The organism is Pseudomonas guariconensis (genome assembly GCF_040822035.1).
GTDB lineage: Bacteria > Pseudomonadota > Gammaproteobacteria > Pseudomonadales > Pseudomonadaceae > Aquipseudomonas > Aquipseudomonas guariconensis.
The window spans coordinates 1002616-1019261 of the sequence record NZ_CP162012.1 but is presented as its reverse complement, the minus strand read 5'-3'; the positions used below and the strand labels follow the sequence as shown (position 1 = coordinate 1019261).

Genomic DNA, 16646 nt, shown 5'->3' with positions numbered 1-16646 from the left:
CAACCATTTTCGACCTGGCCACCCTTCCCACCTTCAGCCTTCTGCAACTGGGCATGGGCCTCGTGCTGCTCGTCATCGGCGCGGAGCTTTTGGTACGCGCTGCCTTGCGCCTGGCCACGCGCCTGCACGTACGCCCGCTGATCATCGGTCTGAGTCTGGTGGCTTTCGGCAGTACCGCGCCGCAACTGACCGTGAGCCTGCAAGCGGCCTACCAGGGGGCACCGGACGTCGCAGTGGGCAGCGTGGTCGGCAGCAATATCTTCAATGTGCTGGTGATTCTCGGCCTGGCTGCGTTGATCATTCCCTTGCGAGTTTCCCGGCAACTGGTGCGTCTGGACATCCCGCTGATGATCGCCGCCAGCGCGCTGGTCTATCTGCTGGCAATCAACGGACAGCTGGGGCGACTCGAAGGCCTGCTGCTCTTGCTTGGTCTGCTGGGTTATCTGGCCATGCTCTGGCACCAGTCACGCCACTACGCCCGGACCTACCCGGCCCCCGAGGCCATTCATAGCAGCGCTCCACGCTTCTGGACCGGCGCCGCGCTGCAAGTACTGTTCGGCCTGGGCTTGCTGAGCCTGGGAGGCCACCTGCTGCTGGAGGCGGCGGTCGAGGTCGCCACCGATCTGGGTCTTTCCGAGCGAATCATCGGCCTTACGGTCGTCGCGGTCTGCACATCGCTGCCCGAGCTCGCAGCAGCATTGATCGCCGCCTTGCGAGGTGAACGGGAGATCGCAGTAGGCACGGTGATCGGCAGCAACCTGTTCAACCTGCTGGCCGTGCTGGGTCTGACCGCCCTGGTCACCCCGACACCCTTGTCGATCTCACCCAATGCCTTGGACTTCGACTTACCGGTGATGTTGGGCGTCGCGGCACTGAGCCTGCCGGTGTTCTATTCCGGCTACCGGGTCACCCGCGCTGAAGGCCTGGTGTTCCTTTGCCTGTATCTGGCCTATGGCCTGCATGTGGTGGCGTTCACCACCGGCATGCCGCTGGCTGGTCGCCTGGAGCGGCTCATGCTGTTCTACGTAATGCCCGTGCTCGGCCTGGTGCTGCTGTACACCACGGTACGCGCCTGGCGCCGTCAACACTAAGGAATTGGATATGACCGACTCGAGAAAATCCGGCGAGCAGATACGCCGCCAGGTCATGGGCGATGCGTTCGTCGACAGGGCACTGAACAACGCCACCGACTTCACCCAGCCACTGCAGGACTTCGTCAACGAACACGCCTGGGGCAGCGTCTGGGCCCGTGAAGGGTTGCCACTCAAGACCCGCAGCCTGATCACCTTGGCCGCCTTGACCGCCCTCAAATGCCCTCAGGAGCTCAAAGGCCATGTCCGCGGTGCATTGAACAACGGCTGCACCGTGGAAGAGATTCGCGAAGCGCTGCTGCACTGCGCTGTGTATGCGGGGGTGCCAGCGGCAATCGATGCGTTCCGCGCGGCACAGGAAGTGATCGACAGCTACGAAGGCTGAAGCCGTCTTCAATGCCCCGCCGCTTCGCGGCCTTACCACACCCACAGGTATTGCGCTGCCTTCATTCAATGCGCAACACCTGTGGAAGTGGATTCATCCACGACGAAGCCGCCGCCGTTCTTATCTGGCTTGGCGAGCCTTCTTCAACTTGAACGCCACCCACAAGACCGCGATCCACAGCGGGATCAGCATCACGGAAATGCGGATCGGTGGCGTCAGGTACATCACCACCAAGATCAACACGATGAATGCCAGGCACAGGTAGTTAGTCAGCGGATGTCCCAGACTGCGGTAGAACGGCATGATGCCCGCCGCCAGCTTGGCCTTGCGGAACTTCAGGTGGGTGATGCTGATGCTCGCCCAGTTGATAACCAGTGCCGATACTGCCAGCGCCATCAGCAAGCCGAAGGCCTCCCCCGGCATCAGATAGTTGATCAGCACGCAAAGCCCTGTCGCCAGCGCAGAGACGCCCAACGCGGTCAACGGCACACCCCGGCGGCTGACTTTCAGCAATTGACGCGGGGCATCGCCCTGGCTGGCCAGGCCGAACAGCATGCGGCTGTTGGCGTATACGCAGCTGTTGTACACCGACAGCGCAGCGGTGAGCACCACGATGTTGAGGATGGTCGCCACCAGGTCGCTATCCAGTTCGTGGAAGATCATCACGAACGGGCTGCCGCCTTGCACGACTTTCTGCCAAGGGTAGAGCGACAACAGCACCGCAAGGGCGCCGATGTAGAAAATCAGGATGCGATAGACCACCTGGTTGGTGGCCTTCGGAATGCTTTCACGGGGGTTGTCCGCTTCAGCAGCGGTGATTCCCACCAGCTCCAACCCGCCGAAGGAGAACATGATCACCGCCAGGGCCATGATCAGCCCGGTGATGCCGTTGGGGAAGAACCCACCGTACTGCCACAGGTTGGCAACACTGGCGTCCGGCCCGCCATGGCCACTGCCCAGCAGCCAGGCACCAAAGCCGATCATGCTGACGATGGCCACCACCTTGACCAGGGCGAACCAGAACTCCAGTTCACCGTAGACCTTCACCTGGGTCAGGTTGATGGCGTTGATCACCACGAAGAAGATCGCTGCGGTGGCCCAGGTGGGGAAATCCGGCCACCAGTACTGTACGTAGATACCGACGGCCGTGAGTTCGGCCATGCCGACCAGCACATACACCACCCAGTAGTTCCAGCCTGAGACAAAGCCTGCGAACTCGCTCCAGTACTGATGGGCGAAGTGGCTGAAGCTGCCAGCGACCGGCTCTTCGACCACCATCTCGCCGAGTTGGCGCATGATCAGAAAAGCCATCAAGCCAGCGATGGCATAGCCCAGCAGAACGGACGGGCCGGCCAACTGGATGGTCTGGGCGATTCCCAGGAAAAGCCCGGTGCCGATGGCCCCGCCCAGCGCGATAAGCTGGATGTGGCGATTCTTCAGCCCGCGCTGCAACCGCTCGGGCGTGCTCTGGTCTTGCATGAAGTGTCCTCAATTCGGGAGGCAGTGTTGTTGGTGTTGTTTGCAGTCAAGGATCTAGATCCATCCGCCCCACTGCAAGATGAAAATGCCAATATTGGTGGTGATCGCAGCAAGTAGCGTAGTAATCACGATGATCGAGGCTGCCAGCTCATGATTGCCATTGGCGGCCCGCGCCATCACATAGCTGGCAGCGGCGGTCGGGCTGCCGATATAGAGGAATAGGATGCCCAGTTCCGCTCCTCGAAAACCCCATAACCAGGCGCCCAGCGTGCCGAGCAATGGCAGCCAGACAACCTTGACCAGGCTGGCATCGATCGCCAGCCTGCCGCTGTCACGCAGCGCCGCGAGGGACAAGGTGCCACCGATGCAGATCAGTGCCAGCGGCAGGGTCATTTGCGCCAAGTAGTCGCTGGAGGTGAGCAACCAGTTGGGCAATGGAATCTGGGCGTAAGCCATGGGGGCGGCAAGCAGCACGCTGATAATCAGCGGGTTGCTCAGGATGCTCTTGCAGATGCTCCAGGGGTCGGACTTCAGGTCCGGGCTGTAGACCGCCAGGACCACTGCCGACAGGGAGTTGTACAAAAGGATTACCAACCCCGCGAGCACTGCCCCCAGGGAAATGCCGTAGTCACCGTACAGACTGGCCGCCAGGGCCAGGCCGATCACACCGTTGTTGCCGCGAAAGGCGCCCTGGGTGTAGATGCCCCGGTCGACAGGCGGACAGCGCCAGATGGCCAGGCCCCAGGCCATGGCGAAGCCTGCCAGGGTGGCGATGATGAAATAGACCAGTACTCCGGGCTTGACTGCGGTGGCGAGGTCGGCGTGATAGATACCCAGGAACAGTAAGGCTGGCATGCAGACATTGAAGACCAGGGTCGAGGCGACCTTGATGAAGCTGTCGTCGATCAGGCGGATGCGTTTGAGGAGCACGCCCATGAACAGCATGGCGAACACCGGGGCCGTGATGTTCAGCGTCTGGATGAGGAGGGCGAGCATTGCGGGTCCTGGGGGGTTGCCGTTAGGGGGCTAATGATACGCGAGCGGTGGGAGTTGCGGGGAATTGGCGGTGATTTAGGAAGCTTCCTGCAAGTTTGGCTTTCAGGCTGGGTGAATATCCGGGTTTGGTGGGGGCGCCACCGGCGCTTTTCGCCTTTACGGCGACCTACTTTTGCTCTTGGGCAAAAGTAGGCAAAAACCGCTGGCTCCCACATGCGGCCCCTGCGCTGCGCTCCGGGGTTCCCTCCGCTCCGGTGCCTTTCGGGGCTTCGCGGCCTCCGGTTTGCTGCGCAAACCTCCATCTCGCGACTTCGGCTCACGCCGAAGGGCGCTGCGCGCCTGCCCCTACAGACACCTCCACTCGGCCTTCTGAGGTCGCGATGGGTGGTGTCTGGACTATCGCGCATCAAAAGCAACGGCAACGGCAACGGCAACGGCAACGGCAACGGCAACGGCAAACAAGTTAATTGTTTGGGTGTTTATTCCTGCCTATTCACGAGTAGGAACGTCGAACCGCCGCTCCTACAGGCACAGCGCCGTTCTCAAGAGCGACGGTGAGCCTGTGTGAACGGCAGTTCGGCGTCCCGATTTAATCGCAAATAGGCCCAAAAGCTCACCACAAAAACCATTGAATAAAACAACGCCAGTCCAGGCGCCGCCCGTAACTTGCGCCCCATCAGCAGGCCGAGCGGAGGTGTCTGTAGGGGCAGGCGCGTAGCGCCCTTCGGCGTAGCCGAAGTCGCGAGATGGAGGCTGGCGTAGCCAGCCGGAGGCCGCGAGGCCCCGTAAGACACCGCAGCGAGGGGACCCGGTGCGAAGCGCCGGGCCGGATGCAGGGGCGCGCGGCTTTTGGTTACTTTTGGCCAAGACCAAAAGTGACCCGCCGTAAAGGCGGAAAGGTGATTAACCGTCGACAAATAAAACGGATAAGCCCACAAACCTCAAAACCCACAACCACAAACCACAAAGCCTCACCGCCGCACAGGCCGCTTCTGCAACTTACGCTGCAACGTGCGCCGATGCATCCCAAGGGCCCGCGCCGTCGCGGATATGTTCCCGTCATGCTCGGCCAACACCCGCTGGATATGCTCCCACTGCAGGCGATCCACCGACATCGGGTTCTCCGGCACCAGCGAATCCAGATCCGCATGCTCGGACAACAGCGCCGCCAACACATCATCGGCGTCCGCCGGCTTGCACAGATAGTTGCAGGCACCGCGCTTGATAGCCTCAACCGCGGTGGCGATGCTCGAATAACCCGTCAGGATCAACACCCGCATTTCAGGGTCCAGCTCCAGCAGCTTGGGCAGCAGCGCCAGCCCGGAATCGCCGTCCATCTTGAGGTCTAGGGTCGCGTAATCAGGCACGTCCTGCTTGGCCAGCACCAACCCCTCCTCGGCCGAGGAGGCGGTGCTCACGCGGAAACCGCGACGGCTCATGGCGCGCGCCATGACGCGGGTGAAGGTGGCGTCGTCGTCCACCAGCAACAAGTGCGGCAGCTCTTCGCCTTCGACCAGGTTTTCTTCGCTCATCGTTCATCTCCTCGCTTGCCATGGGGCAGGCGCAGCTCGGTGAGGGTGCCGCCCTGTTCATGACTATAGAGTTTCACCGAGCCGCCAGCACGGGTCACGCTGGCCTTGCTCAGGAACAGGCCCAGGCCGAAGCCTTTGCCCTTGGTGGTAAAGAAGGGTTTACCGATCGCCTCGGCGATGGCGACGGGAACGCCAGGGCCGTGATCGCGGATCGTGATGATGATGTCCTGGGCGTTCCAGTCCAGGCGCACTTCCAGATCCTCGGGGCAGGCATCGGCGGCGTTGTTAAGCAGATTGAGCAAGGCCTGGGTCAAGTCCGGGGGGGGCGTCAGACGCGGAACCTGGCCATCGCGCAGGCGCTGGAAGCGGTAGGTGGCCTCCGGGCGCATCAGGTGCCAGCGGTTGAGCGCTTCATCCAGCCAGGCGGTCACCTCCTGCTCGACCACGCTCAGACGACGGTTGGCTTCGGCGGCGCGGACCAGTTGCTGCAAGGTCTCCTTGCACAGCTTGACCTGGTCCTGAAGGATCTCCAGGTCTTCCTGCAATTGCGGGTCTGTGTGGTCCTGACGCATTTCATTGAGCAGCACGCTCATGGTCGCCAGAGGCGTGCCCAGTTCATGGGCGGCCCCGGCGGCCTGGGTGGCCACGGCGAGCAGTTGCTCGTCTCGAAGGCTCTCCTCGCGGCGATCGGCGCGCAGTTTCTCCTGGCGACGAAGCTCTTCAGCCATGCGTGCGGCGAAGAACGTGATCACGCCGGCCGCCAAGGCGATGCTCAACCACATGCCATAGACCTGCATCTTTTCCCGCGCCATGGGCAGGGTCTCGAGCGGGTAGAACTGCACCAGCAGCAGGCTATAGGCCACCAGAGCAATGCCAGACAGCACCAGCGAATAGATCCATGGCAAGGTCACCGCGGCGATCGCCAGCGGTACCAGGTAGTAGGAAACGAACGGGTTGGTCGAGCCGCCGGAGTAGTACAGCAAGGCACTGTGGATCAGCAGGTCACAGGCCAGCTGCAGGGCATACTCGAGTTCGGTGACCGGCAACGACAAGCGCAGGCGCAAGGCGGTGAAGGCACACAGCAACGACGACAAGGCCAGTGTGATAGCCAGCGACAGCCAGGGCAGCGGGACCAGTTCGGTCCAGTAGGCCACGCCAACGGAGCCAGCCTGGGCGGCCAGGACCAGGATACGAATGAAGGTCAGACGCCAGAGGTTCTGGCGCGTAGCGGACAGCGGATGTGCGGCAGCGAGCATGAGCTCTCCTGATGAGTGCTCCAGGAAAATCGACCGGAGTATACCGAAGCCAGGCGCCCCGCTGCAGCGATGCGGCAAAGCGCCACACTTTGTCACAGGTTAATGATGGCATTTAGGAACCCACTACACTGTTCCCGGTCTGATGGGCCATGCGCGGGATGGACAATGCCCGCGCCTTTATTTGCCAAGGAGTCCTACATGCACATCCCCCGTCGTGGCACCGCGCTGATCCTGTCCTGTGGCCTGCTGGCCAGCCTGCAGGCGTTGGCGGACGATGCGCCGCGCTACAACCAGGTATCGCTGCGCGCCGAAGTCACCAAGGAAGTGGCGCGCGACTTGATGGTCGTAACCCTGTACAGCGAAGCCCAGAACAACGACCCAGGCAAGCTGGCCAAGGAAATCACCGAGACCATGAACAAAGCCGTGCAGCAGGCACGCCAGGTCAAGGACGTGAAGATCAGCCAGGGTAGCCGCAACAGCTACCCGGTCTATGACAGCAAAGGCCAGAAGATCACTGGCTGGCGCGAACGCGCCGAACTGCGCCTGGAAAGCGCCGACTTCCCAGCCCTGTCCAAACTCACCGGGGAGCTGCTCCAAGACCTGAAAATGGGCGGCATGGACTTCTCCATCGCCCAAGCCACCCGCAAGAGCAACGAGGATGCCCTGCTCAAGGAGGCCGTCGACGCCTTCAAGGCACGCGCCCAGTTGGCCACCGAAGCCCTCGGCGGCAAAGGCTACAAAGTGGTCAGCCTGAACCTCAACAGCAGCGGCTACCCACGCCCCTACCTGCGCAGCGCGCCGATGGCCATGAAGGCCATGGCAGCCGATGAAGCCGCTCCCGCGCCGGACATCGAAGCCGGTACCAGCGAAGTCAGCATGAACGCCGATGGCCTGATCGAAGTCCAGATGCCCTGATCGACCTCAGTGAACCGAAGCGACGGGTGCAATGCCCGTCGCTTTGATGTCATTTCCAGAACTGACAGTTTCAAAGCCTCATTCCTACAGCGCTATAGCTGCTTTCCTATTGACTTCAAAGTTGAAAAACATCTGGCAAATTGCCTGCAAAAAACCAGCGCAAACGTTCAACTTTCATGAAAATTACATGGATGCGACATCCATGTACGTTAGTCCCACAATTTTGACGTCAACTATCCCTCTGCCTGTTGCATTGGCGATCTACCCTGCATAAGTATCCGCAGGTCGGCTCACGAGGCCGCCTCAATCGAAAAATGACAACAATGAGGCCACCATGCTTAAACACGCAGTCATTCCGTTCCTGGTCAGCGCAGGCTTGCTCGCCGGCGCACCCTCCGCGCTAGCCGCGACCAACCTGGTGTTCTGCTCCGAAGGCAGCCCCGCAGGCTTCGACCCGGGCCAATACACCACAGGAACCGACTTCGACGCCTCGGCCGAAACCGTCTTCAATCGCCTGACCCAGTTCGAGCGCGGCGGCACCGCGGTCATTCCGGGGCTGGCAACCAAGTGGGACGTCTCCGACGACGGCAAGACCTACACCTTCCACCTGCGCGAAGGCGTCAAGTTCCACACCACCGACTTCTTCAAGCCGACCCGCGAGTTCAACGCCGACGACGTGCTGTTCACCTTCAACCGCATGCTCGACAAGAACCATCCGTTCCGCAAAGCCTACCCCACCGAATTCCCCTACTTCACCGACATGGGCATGGACAAGAACATCGCCCGTCTCGAAAAGGTCGACGATCACACCGTACGCTTCACCCTCAACGAGGTGGACGCCGCCTTCATCCAGAACCTGGCCATGAGCTTCGCCTCGATCCAGTCCGCCGAGTACGCCGACCAGTTGCTCAAGCAGGGCAAGGCCGCCGACATCAACCAGAAACCGATCGGCACCGGCCCGTTCGTGTTCAGCAAGTACCAGAAGGACGCCCAGATCCGTTTCAAGGGCAACAAGGACTACTGGAATCCCGATGACGTGAAGATCGACAACCTGATCTTCGCCATCAGTACCGACGCCTCGGTACGCATGCAGAAGCTCAAGAAGAACGAGTGCCAGGTCACTCTGTTCCCACGCCCTGCCGACATCGAGCCGCTGAAGAAAGATCCGAAACTTCAAATGCCTGAACAGGCCGGCTTCAACCTTGGCTACATCGCCTACAACGTGATGGACAAGATCAAGGGCAGCAACGAAGCCAACCCCCTGTCCCAGCTGAAGGTTCGCCAGGCGCTGGACATGGCGGTGAACAAGCAGCAGATCATCGAATCGGTGTACCAGGGCGCAGGCCAACTGGCGGTCAACGCCATGCCGCCGACGCAGTGGTCCTACGACACCTCCATCAAGGATGCCAAGTACGACCCGGAGAAAGCCAAGCAACTGCTCAAGGAAGCCGGCATCAAGGAAGGCACCGAGATCACCCTGTGGGCCATGCCCGTGCAGCGCCCCTACAACCCCAACGCCAAGTTGATGGCCGAAATGCTCCAGTCCGACTGGGCCAAGATCGGCATCAAGGCCAAGATCGTCAGCTACGAGTGGGGCGAGTACATCAAGCGTTCCAAAGGCGGCGAGCAAGGCGCCATGCTGATCGGCTGGAGCGGCGACAACGGTGACCCCGACAACTGGCTGGGTACCCTCTACGGCTGCGATGCCATGGATGGGAACAACTTCTCCAAGTGGTGCTACAAGCCCTACGACGACCTGATCAAGCAGGCCAAGGCCACTTCCGACCAGGCCAAGCGCACCGAGCTGTATCAAAAAGCGCAACACATCCTCAAGGAGCAAGTGCCGATCACGCCGATCGCTCACTCCACTGTCTATCAGCCGATGAGCGACAAGGTGAAGGACTTCAAGATCAGCCCGTTCGGCCTGAACTCCTTCTACGGCGTCAGCGTGGAGAAATAGGGCCAGCCCCTGCGCCGTGGGCCTGAGCGCCCACGGTGACATTCCGCGCCACGAGCGCCCCCCAGAAACAAGCGCCCTCCCGATGCCACCCGCAGCGGGATCGGATTCCTGTTGCCGCGATTCCTACAAGGTTGCGGCACGACAGATGCAAAAGGACTAGCCATGCGCCCCATCACTCTCCTCGGCACCCTGCTCGGCCTCGGCCTGATGACCCAGGCCCCCGACCTGCTCGCCAAGAACCTGGTGTTCTGTTCCGAAGGCAGCCCGGCCGGCTTCGACACCGCCCAGTACACCAGCGCTACCGACAACGATGCCGCCGAGCCGATCTACAACCGCCTGGTCGAATTCGAGCGAGGCGGCACTGCCGTGCATCCGGCGCTGGCGACCTTCTGGGAGATCTCCGAGGATGGCATGCGCTACACCTTCCACCTGCGCGAAGGCGTCAAGTTCCATGGCAACAAGGACTTCACGCCAAGCCGTGATTTCAGCGCCGACGACGTGCTGTTCACCTTCAATCGCATGCTCGACAAACGACACCCCTTCCGCAGGGCCTACCCCACCGAGTTCCCCTACTTCGTCAGCATGGGGCTGGACAAGAACATCGCCAAGGTCGAAAAGACCGGCCCGCTGACGGTGGTGTTCACCCTCAACAGTGTCGATGCCGCGTTCATCCAGAACCTCGCCATGAGCTTCGCCTCGATCCTCTCCGCAGAATACGCCGACCACCTGCTGGCCGAAGGTCGCGCCAGCGACATCAACCAAAAGCCGATCGGCACCGGCCCGTTCGTGTTCCAGCGTTACCAGAAGGATTCGCAGATTCGCTACAAGGGCAACCCGGCCTATTGGGCGCCGGAGCAGGTCAAGCTCGACAACTTGGTGTTCTCCATCAACATCGACCCTTCGGTACGCATCCAGAAACTCCGCCGCAACGAATGCCAGGTCACCTTGCACCCCCGCCCCGCCGACCTGCCGGCGATCAAGGCCGACAGCAAGCTGAGCGTGCTGCACAAGCCGGGCTTCAACCTTGGCTATATCGCCTACAACACCCAGCATCCGCCCTTCGATCGCCTCGAGGTACGCCAGGCCATGGACATGGCCGTGAACAAGCAGGCGATCATCCAGGCCGTGTACCAAGACTCCGGCCAGGCGGCGGTCAACGCCATGCCGCCGACTCAGTGGTCCTATGACAAAACCATCAAGGACGCAGGTTTCAACCCGGCCAAAGCCCGCGAACTGCTCCAGGCCGCCGGCGTCAAGGAGGGCACCGAAGTGACCCTGTGGGCCATGCCGGTACAGCGGCCCTACAACCCCAATGCCAAGCTGATGGCCGAGATGCTCCAAGCCGACTGGGCCAAGGTCGGCATCAAGGCCAGGATCGTCAGTTACGAATGGGGGGAATACCTCAAGCGCATGAAAAACGGCGAGCACGACATCGCCCTGATCGGTTGGACCGGCGACAACGGCGACCCGGACAACTGGCTGGGGACTCTGTACAGCTGCGATGCCATCGGCAGCAACAACTACTCCCTGTGGTGCGACCGTGAGTACGACACGCTGGTCAAGCAGGCCAAGCAGGTCACCGACCGCGAGCAGCGCACCCGGCTCTATCAGCAAGCCCAGCAACGTCTCAAGCAACAGGTGCCGATCACCCCGGTGGCCCACTCCACGGTCAACCAGCCGATCAGCGCCAAGGTCAAGGACTTTCGCGTCAGCCCCTTTGGACGCAACGACTTTTCCGGTGTGAGTGTTGACTGATTAGCCCCTCTCTTCGCGAGTAAACCCGCTCACGCACTGATCACCGCCCCTGCGGCAGCGGGTTTATCCATGAACAGACCGGCACCGCCAGCACAACGCCCCCGACTCTGCCCGGCGATCCCGCGGCACCCCTGGCAACACCGCAGCAAAACCCCCAGCCCACAAGGCGCGGGAATAACTAGAAATAGAAAGGGAGCTTCACCTTGAGACGTACAACCTTTACCGCACTGGCCCTGTCGTTAGGCGCATTGTCCGCCACAGCCCAGGCCGAACCCGTCAGCCAGGACTTCGTCCCGGTCACCCTCAAATCCAGCAGCGAGCAGGCCGAGGCCACAGGCTTTCTCGAAGGCCAAAGCCTGACCGGCAGCACGCGCAACTGGTACGCCCGCGAACGCGCAACTCGCGCACCGCTGTTCAGGTACTACAAGAGCGACGGCACTCTGCACCGGACTCACAGCCGTGACAACTGGGTGCAGGGCACCATCCTGAATTACAGCTCAGGCTTCACCCAAGGCACCGTGGGCTTCGCTGTCGAAGCCGCCGGCTACAACGCCATCGCCCTCGAGCGTGGCCGCGCCGCGGTGGCCGGGCCGAACAACCGCACGCTGACCCACAGCGATGGCGACGTGATCGGCCAGTGGAGCAAGATGGGCTTGGGCAACGTCAAGGCACGGGTATCCAACAGTACCCTTACCGTGGGCCGTCAGTCGGTGGACACGCCGATGATTTCCTACATCGGCAACCGCGCGTTGCCGTCGAGCTTCCAGGGTGCATTCCTGCACAGCGCCGAATTCGACAACCTGTCGTTCGACCTGGGCACCTTCGACCGCGTCTCGCCCCGTACCGAGCAGAGCTTGAGCAAGTTCCGCAGCGAGTATGGCAATGGCGTGGAAACCGACCGTGCCAGTACCGCCGGGGTCAACTACCAGCCGTTCAAGAGCCTCTCCACCAGCCTCTACGCCACCAAGGTCGACGACTTCTGGAACCAGTACTATTTCGGCGCCAACCACGTGCTGGGCGACAGCGCGGTGCTGAGCCTGACCACGGGCCTGAACTACTACAAGACCGTGGATACCGGCAGCAAGAAGATGGGCGAGATCGACAACGACACCTACAGCCTGTCGTTCGGCCTCACCCATCAGGCCCACACGCTCAGCGCCTCCTGGCAACAGGTCAACGGCAACGAGTACTTCGACTACCTGCACGAAACCAACGGCATCTACCTGGCCAACTCGCTGCTGTCGGACTTCAACGGCCCCAACGAGAAGTCCCTGCAGATCTCCTACGTGCTGAACATGGCCCCCTATGGCGTGCCGGGCTTGAAGTTCAACGTCTACAACGCCCGTGGCTGGGGTATCGACGGCACCCACTACCGGGGCGATGCCTACGACGTCAAAGGCATGGATGGCGAGACCCACTACGAGTGGGGCATCGGTACCAGCTACGCCGTGCAGAGCGGTCCGCTGAAAGACACCAGCATCCGCGCCACCTACACCGCGCACCGCGCCAGCAAAGCCCAGGCCGACGGTAGCCTGGACGAGCTGCGTATCGTCACCACCATTCCATTCAACATCCTCTGACCCCCGCGCCGGCCCGCCTTGTGCGGGCCGAAGCGCTACGCTGGAACAATCTGCAGGGAGGTTTCATGACATCGCTACCATTACGTGCCGCCCTGGCGGCCGTCCTTCTCGGCGCCGCGACCCAGCTCGCGGCCAAGCCGTTGGTGGTGTGCACCGAGGCGAGCCCGGAAGGCTTCGACATCGTCCAGTACACCACCGCGGTCACCGCCGACGCCTCGGCCGAGACGCTCTTCAATCGCCTGGTCGACTTCAAGCCCGGTACCACCGATATCCAGCCAGCGCTGGCCAAAAGCTGGGACATCAGCCCGGACGGGCTGACCTACACCTTCCACCTGCGCGAAGGCGTAAAGTTCCACACCACCCCGTACTTCAAACCCACACGCGACTTCAATGCCGATGACGTGCTTTGGAGCCTCAACCGCCAGCTTGACCCGAAGCATCCCTGGCACGACAAGACCAGCGTCGGCTATCCCTACTTCGAGAGCATGGCCTTCAAGGACTTGCTCAAGTCGGTAAGCAAGACCGACGACCACACCGTGGTGATCACCCTGACCCGTCCGGAAGCCCCCTTCCTGCGCGACATGGCCATGGCCTTCACCTCGATCTACTCCGCCGAGTACGGCGACCAGTTGCTCAAGGCCGGCAAGACTGGCGAGCTCAACAGCAAGCCGATCGGCACCGGGCCGTTCATCTTCCAGCGCTACAACAAGGACGCCCAGGTTCGCTACAAGCCCAACCCGGATTACTTCCGGGGCAAACCACCGGCAGACGCGTTGATCTTCGCCATCGCCACCGACAGCAACGTGCGTCTGCAAAAGCTGCGTGCCAACGAGTGTCAGATCGCCCTGTATCCAAAGCCGGACGACGTGCCGGCGATCAAGGCCGATCCGAAACTCAAGGTTGCCGAGATCGAGGCGCTGGTCACCGGTTACATCGCCATGAACACAGAGCACAAGTACCTGAATGACGTACGGGTGCGCAAAGCCCTCAATATGGCCTTCGACCGTCAGCATCACATTGACCAGCTGTTCGGCAAAGGCAACGCGACCGAGGCGGTCAATCCGTACCCGCATACCATGTTGGGCAACAACGTGACGATCCAGAATCCGCCACGCGACCTGGACAAGGCCCGAGCGCTGTTGAAGGAAGCTGGCGTGCCGGAGGGGACCGTGATGAGCCTCTTCACCCGCAACGGTGGCGGGCCAACCAACCCCAACCCGCGGCTGTCCGCCGAGATGCTCCAGGCGGACCTGGCCCAGATCGGCATCAAGCTGGACATCCGGGTGATGGAATGGGCCGAAATGCTGCGCCGTGCCAAAGCCGGTGAAGCCGACCTGGTGTCTGCCGGCTGGGCCAGCGACAACGGTGACCCGGACAACTTCCTCGGCCCGTTGCTCAGCTGCGAGGCTGCAAAGAACGGTGAGAACTACGCCCGCTGGTGCAACAAGACGTTCCAGGATCTGATCACCCGCGCACGCACGATCACCAAGGATGAAGAGCGCGGATGGGTCTATGCCGAGGCCATGAGGGTGTACGATGACGACCAACCCTGGATCAACATGGCCCATCCCAAGATGTTCACCGCCATGCGTGACAACGTGGAGGGTTACGTGATCAACCCTCTGACCAACAACAACTTCGCCACCACCAAGGTGAAGTAACACAACAACAACGACCGCCGGCGACCCACACGGGAACCGGCGGCACCGCCTGACCGGCTTAATGAGGTACACCCGACGATGTTGAGTTTTATTGCCCGGCGCCTCGGCTTGCTGATTCCGACCTTCTTCGGCATCACCCTGCTGACCTTCGCGCTCATACGCCTGATCCCCGGCGACCCGGTGGAAGTGATGATGGGCGAACGCAGGGTCGACCCTGAAATGCACGCCCAGGCCATGGAGCGCCTGGGCCTGAACAAACCGCTGCCGGTGCAGTACGTGGATTACATCGGCAAGCTGGCCCAGGGCGACCTGGGCGAGTCCCTGCGCACGCGTGAGAGCGTGTGGAACGAATTTCTCACCCTGTTCCCCGCCACCCTCGAACTGGCCTTCGCCGCCTTGCTGTTCGCTGGCATCGTTGGCTTGTTGGCCGGGGTGATCGCCGCGCTCAAGCGCGGCTCGCTGTTCGACCACGGGGTCATGGGCGTCTCGCTGGCCGGCTACTCCATGCCGATTTTCTGGTGGGGCCTGATCCTGATCATGTTCTTCTCGGTGAGCCTTGGCTGGACGCCGGTCTCAGGGCGGATCGACCTGCTCTACGACATCGAGCCGAAAACCGGCTTCATGTTGATCGACACATTGCTCAGCGACGAGGAAGGCGCGTTCAAGGACGCCGTCATGCACCTGATCCTGCCGGCCATCGTGCTGGGCACCATCCCCCTGGCAGTGATCGCCCGCATGACCCGCTCTTCAATGCTCGAAGTCCTGCGCGAAGACTACATCCGCACCGCCCGCGCCAAGGGCCTGTCGCCCAGCCGCGTGGTGTTCATCCACGGCCTGCGCAACGCACTGATCCCGGTGCTGACGGTGTTCGGCCTGCAGGTCGGCACCTTGCTCGCCGGTGCCGTGCTTACCGAAACCATCTTCTCCTGGCCGGGCATCGGCAAGTGGCTGATCGAAGCCATCGGCGCCCGTGACTACCCCGTGGTCCAGAACGGCATCCTGCTCATCGCCTGCCTGGTGATCCTGGTCAACTTCGTCGTGGACATCCTCTACGGCCTGGCCAACCCACGCATCCGTCATCAGCGCTGAGGCCCAAGCCATGACTAGCCCTATTCCAAAATCCGTCACACCGGCCAGCCCAGTGGACCAGAGCCTGCTCTATCCTTCCCCGTACAAGGAATTCTGGCAGGCGTTCTCGCGCAACAAAGGCGCCGTGGCCGGCCTTGCCTTCATGTGCCTGATCGTGTTCTGCGCACTGTTCGCCCCCTGGATCGCGCCGCACAACCCGAGCGAACAATACCGCGACTTCCTGCTCACCCCGCCGGTGTGGCTCGAAGGCGGTACCTGGCAGTTCATCCTCGGCACCGACGAGCTCGGCCGGGACCTGCTTTCACGCCTGATCCAGGGCGCGCGGCTGTCGCTGCTGATCGGCCTGTCGTCAGTGGTGATGTCGCTGATCCCTGGCATCCTGCTGGGCCTGCTGGCCGGATTCTTCCCGCAGATCCTCGGCCCTTCGATCATGCGCCTGATGGACGTGATGCTGGCGTTGCCATCGCTGCTGCTGGCCGTGGCCATCGTCGCCATCCTCGGCCCTGGCCTGATCAACACCGTGATCGCCATCGCCATCGTCTCGCTGCCCTCCTACGTACGCCTGACCCGCGCGGCGGTGATGGGCGAGCTGAACCGTGACTACGTCACCGCCGCACGTCTGGCCGGAGCCGGCCTGCCGCGCCTGATGTTCGTCACCGTGCTGCCCAACTGCATGGCGCCGCTGATCGTACAGGCCACCTTGAGCTTCTCCTCGGCGATCCTCGACGCCGCCGCCCTGGGTTTCCTGGGTCTGGGCGTGCAGCCGCCGACGCCCGAATGGGGCACCATGCTGGCCTCGGCCCGCGACTACATCGAGCGCGCCTGGTGGGTGGTGAGCCTGCCGGGCCTGACGATCCTGCTCAGTGTGTTGGCAATCAACCTGATGGGCGACGGCCTGCGCGATGCGCTGGACCCGAAACTCAAGAACGCCGCCTGAGGAGAACGCC

Annotated in this window: 13 protein-coding genes; 9 read left to right on the top strand and 4 right to left on the bottom strand. The window is 62.0% G+C overall.

Annotated features, from left to right (window positions below):
* The first annotated feature begins 47 nt into the window (after window positions 1–47).
* Window positions 48–1091, top strand: coding sequence for a calcium/sodium antiporter (locus AB1N67_RS04600; protein ID WP_324723349.1), 1044 nt, complete (start codon window positions 48–50; stop codon window positions 1089–1091).
* A gap of 10 nt (window positions 1092–1101) precedes the next feature.
* Complete coding sequence (locus tag AB1N67_RS04595; RefSeq protein ID WP_043213226.1) at window positions 1102–1476, top strand: carboxymuconolactone decarboxylase family protein; 375 nt, start codon at window positions 1102–1104, stop codon at window positions 1474–1476.
* A gap of 120 nt (window positions 1477–1596) precedes the next feature.
* Here the strand turns inward: AB1N67_RS04595 and AB1N67_RS04590 are convergent, their stop codons facing one another.
* The 4 genes from AB1N67_RS04590 to AB1N67_RS04575 form a co-directional block, all read right to left on the bottom strand.
* Window positions 1597–2955 (bottom strand): amino acid permease, encoded by a 1359-nt coding sequence (locus tag AB1N67_RS04590; protein ID WP_043213224.1) that lies wholly within the window; start codon window positions 2953–2955, stop codon window positions 1597–1599.
* Window positions 2956–3009: 54 nt separating this feature from the next.
* Window positions 3010–3951, bottom strand: coding sequence for an AEC family transporter (locus AB1N67_RS04585; RefSeq protein ID WP_043213222.1), 942 nt, complete (start codon window positions 3949–3951; stop codon window positions 3010–3012).
* A 971-nt stretch (window positions 3952–4922) separates the two neighbouring features.
* A complete protein-coding gene (locus tag AB1N67_RS04580; protein ID WP_070093026.1) occupies window positions 4923–5483 on the bottom strand; it encodes a response regulator transcription factor in 561 nt (186 codons plus the stop codon).
* A complete protein-coding gene (locus tag AB1N67_RS04575; protein WP_070577091.1) occupies window positions 5480–6739 on the bottom strand; it encodes an ATP-binding protein in 1260 nt (419 codons plus the stop codon). The genes AB1N67_RS04580 and AB1N67_RS04575 overlap by 4 nt, the downstream gene beginning before the upstream one ends.
* Before the next feature lie 198 nt (window positions 6740–6937).
* Here AB1N67_RS04575 and AB1N67_RS04570 point away from each other — a divergent pair, with 198 nt between their 5' ends.
* The 7 genes from AB1N67_RS04570 (at window position 6938) to AB1N67_RS04540 (ending at window position 16636) form a co-directional block, all read left to right on the top strand.
* Complete coding sequence (locus tag AB1N67_RS04570; protein ID WP_367863564.1) at window positions 6938–7654, top strand: SIMPL domain-containing protein; 717 nt, start codon at window positions 6938–6940, stop codon at window positions 7652–7654.
* Window positions 7655–7988: 334 nt separating this feature from the next.
* On the top strand, window positions 7989–9614 hold the full coding sequence (locus AB1N67_RS04565; protein WP_090345310.1) for an ABC transporter substrate-binding protein: 1626 nt from the start codon (window positions 7989–7991) through the stop codon (window positions 9612–9614).
* A 162-nt stretch (window positions 9615–9776) separates the two neighbouring features.
* A complete protein-coding gene (locus AB1N67_RS04560) occupies window positions 9777–11369 on the top strand; it encodes an ABC transporter substrate-binding protein (protein WP_250034487.1) in 1593 nt (530 codons plus the stop codon).
* 203 nt (window positions 11370–11572) lie between these two features.
* Window positions 11573–12949: an OprD family porin gene (locus AB1N67_RS04555; protein WP_043208163.1), complete on the top strand. Its 1377-nt coding sequence runs from the start codon at window positions 11573–11575 to the stop codon at window positions 12947–12949.
* 65 nt (window positions 12950–13014) lie between these two features.
* Window positions 13015–14610 (top strand): ABC transporter substrate-binding protein, encoded by a 1596-nt coding sequence (locus AB1N67_RS04550; RefSeq protein ID WP_043208161.1) that lies wholly within the window; start codon window positions 13015–13017, stop codon window positions 14608–14610.
* A gap of 78 nt (window positions 14611–14688) precedes the next feature.
* Window positions 14689–15699: an ABC transporter permease subunit gene (locus AB1N67_RS04545; protein ID WP_043208159.1), complete on the top strand. Its 1011-nt coding sequence runs from the start codon at window positions 14689–14691 to the stop codon at window positions 15697–15699.
* Window positions 15700–15709: 10 nt separating this feature from the next.
* A complete protein-coding gene (locus AB1N67_RS04540; RefSeq protein WP_043208158.1) occupies window positions 15710–16636 on the top strand; it encodes an ABC transporter permease subunit in 927 nt (308 codons plus the stop codon).
* Window positions 16637–16646 lie beyond the last annotated feature (10 nt).

What these genes read in the sequence shown, in the direction of transcription:
- AB1N67_RS04595 (WP_043213226.1), top strand. Translation starts at nt 1,102, where the DNA reads ATGACCGACTCGAGAAAATCCGGCGAGCAGATACGCCGCCAGGTCATG.
- AB1N67_RS04550 (WP_043208161.1), top strand. Translation starts at nt 13,015, where the DNA reads ATGACATCGCTACCATTACGTGCCGCCCTGGCGGCCGTCCTTCTCGGC.
- AB1N67_RS04545 (WP_043208159.1), top strand. Translation starts at nt 14,689, where the DNA reads ATGTTGAGTTTTATTGCCCGGCGCCTCGGCTTGCTGATTCCGACCTTC.
- AB1N67_RS04580 (WP_070093026.1), bottom strand. Translation starts at nt 5,483, where the DNA reads ATGAGCGAAGAAAACCTGGTCGAAGGCGAAGAGCTGCCGCACTTGTTG.
- AB1N67_RS04560 (WP_250034487.1), top strand. Translation starts at nt 9,777, where the DNA reads ATGCGCCCCATCACTCTCCTCGGCACCCTGCTCGGCCTCGGCCTGATG.
- AB1N67_RS04565 (WP_090345310.1), top strand. Translation starts at nt 7,989, where the DNA reads ATGCTTAAACACGCAGTCATTCCGTTCCTGGTCAGCGCAGGCTTGCTC.
- AB1N67_RS04570 (WP_367863564.1), top strand. Translation starts at nt 6,938, where the DNA reads ATGCACATCCCCCGTCGTGGCACCGCGCTGATCCTGTCCTGTGGCCTG.
- AB1N67_RS04575 (WP_070577091.1), bottom strand. Translation starts at nt 6,739, where the DNA reads ATGCTCGCTGCCGCACATCCGCTGTCCGCTACGCGCCAGAACCTCTGG.
- AB1N67_RS04590 (WP_043213224.1), bottom strand. Translation starts at nt 2,955, where the DNA reads ATGCAAGACCAGAGCACGCCCGAGCGGTTGCAGCGCGGGCTGAAGAAT.
- AB1N67_RS04540 (WP_043208158.1), top strand. Translation starts at nt 15,710, where the DNA reads ATGACTAGCCCTATTCCAAAATCCGTCACACCGGCCAGCCCAGTGGAC.
- AB1N67_RS04585 (WP_043213222.1), bottom strand. Translation starts at nt 3,951, where the DNA reads ATGCTCGCCCTCCTCATCCAGACGCTGAACATCACGGCCCCGGTGTTC.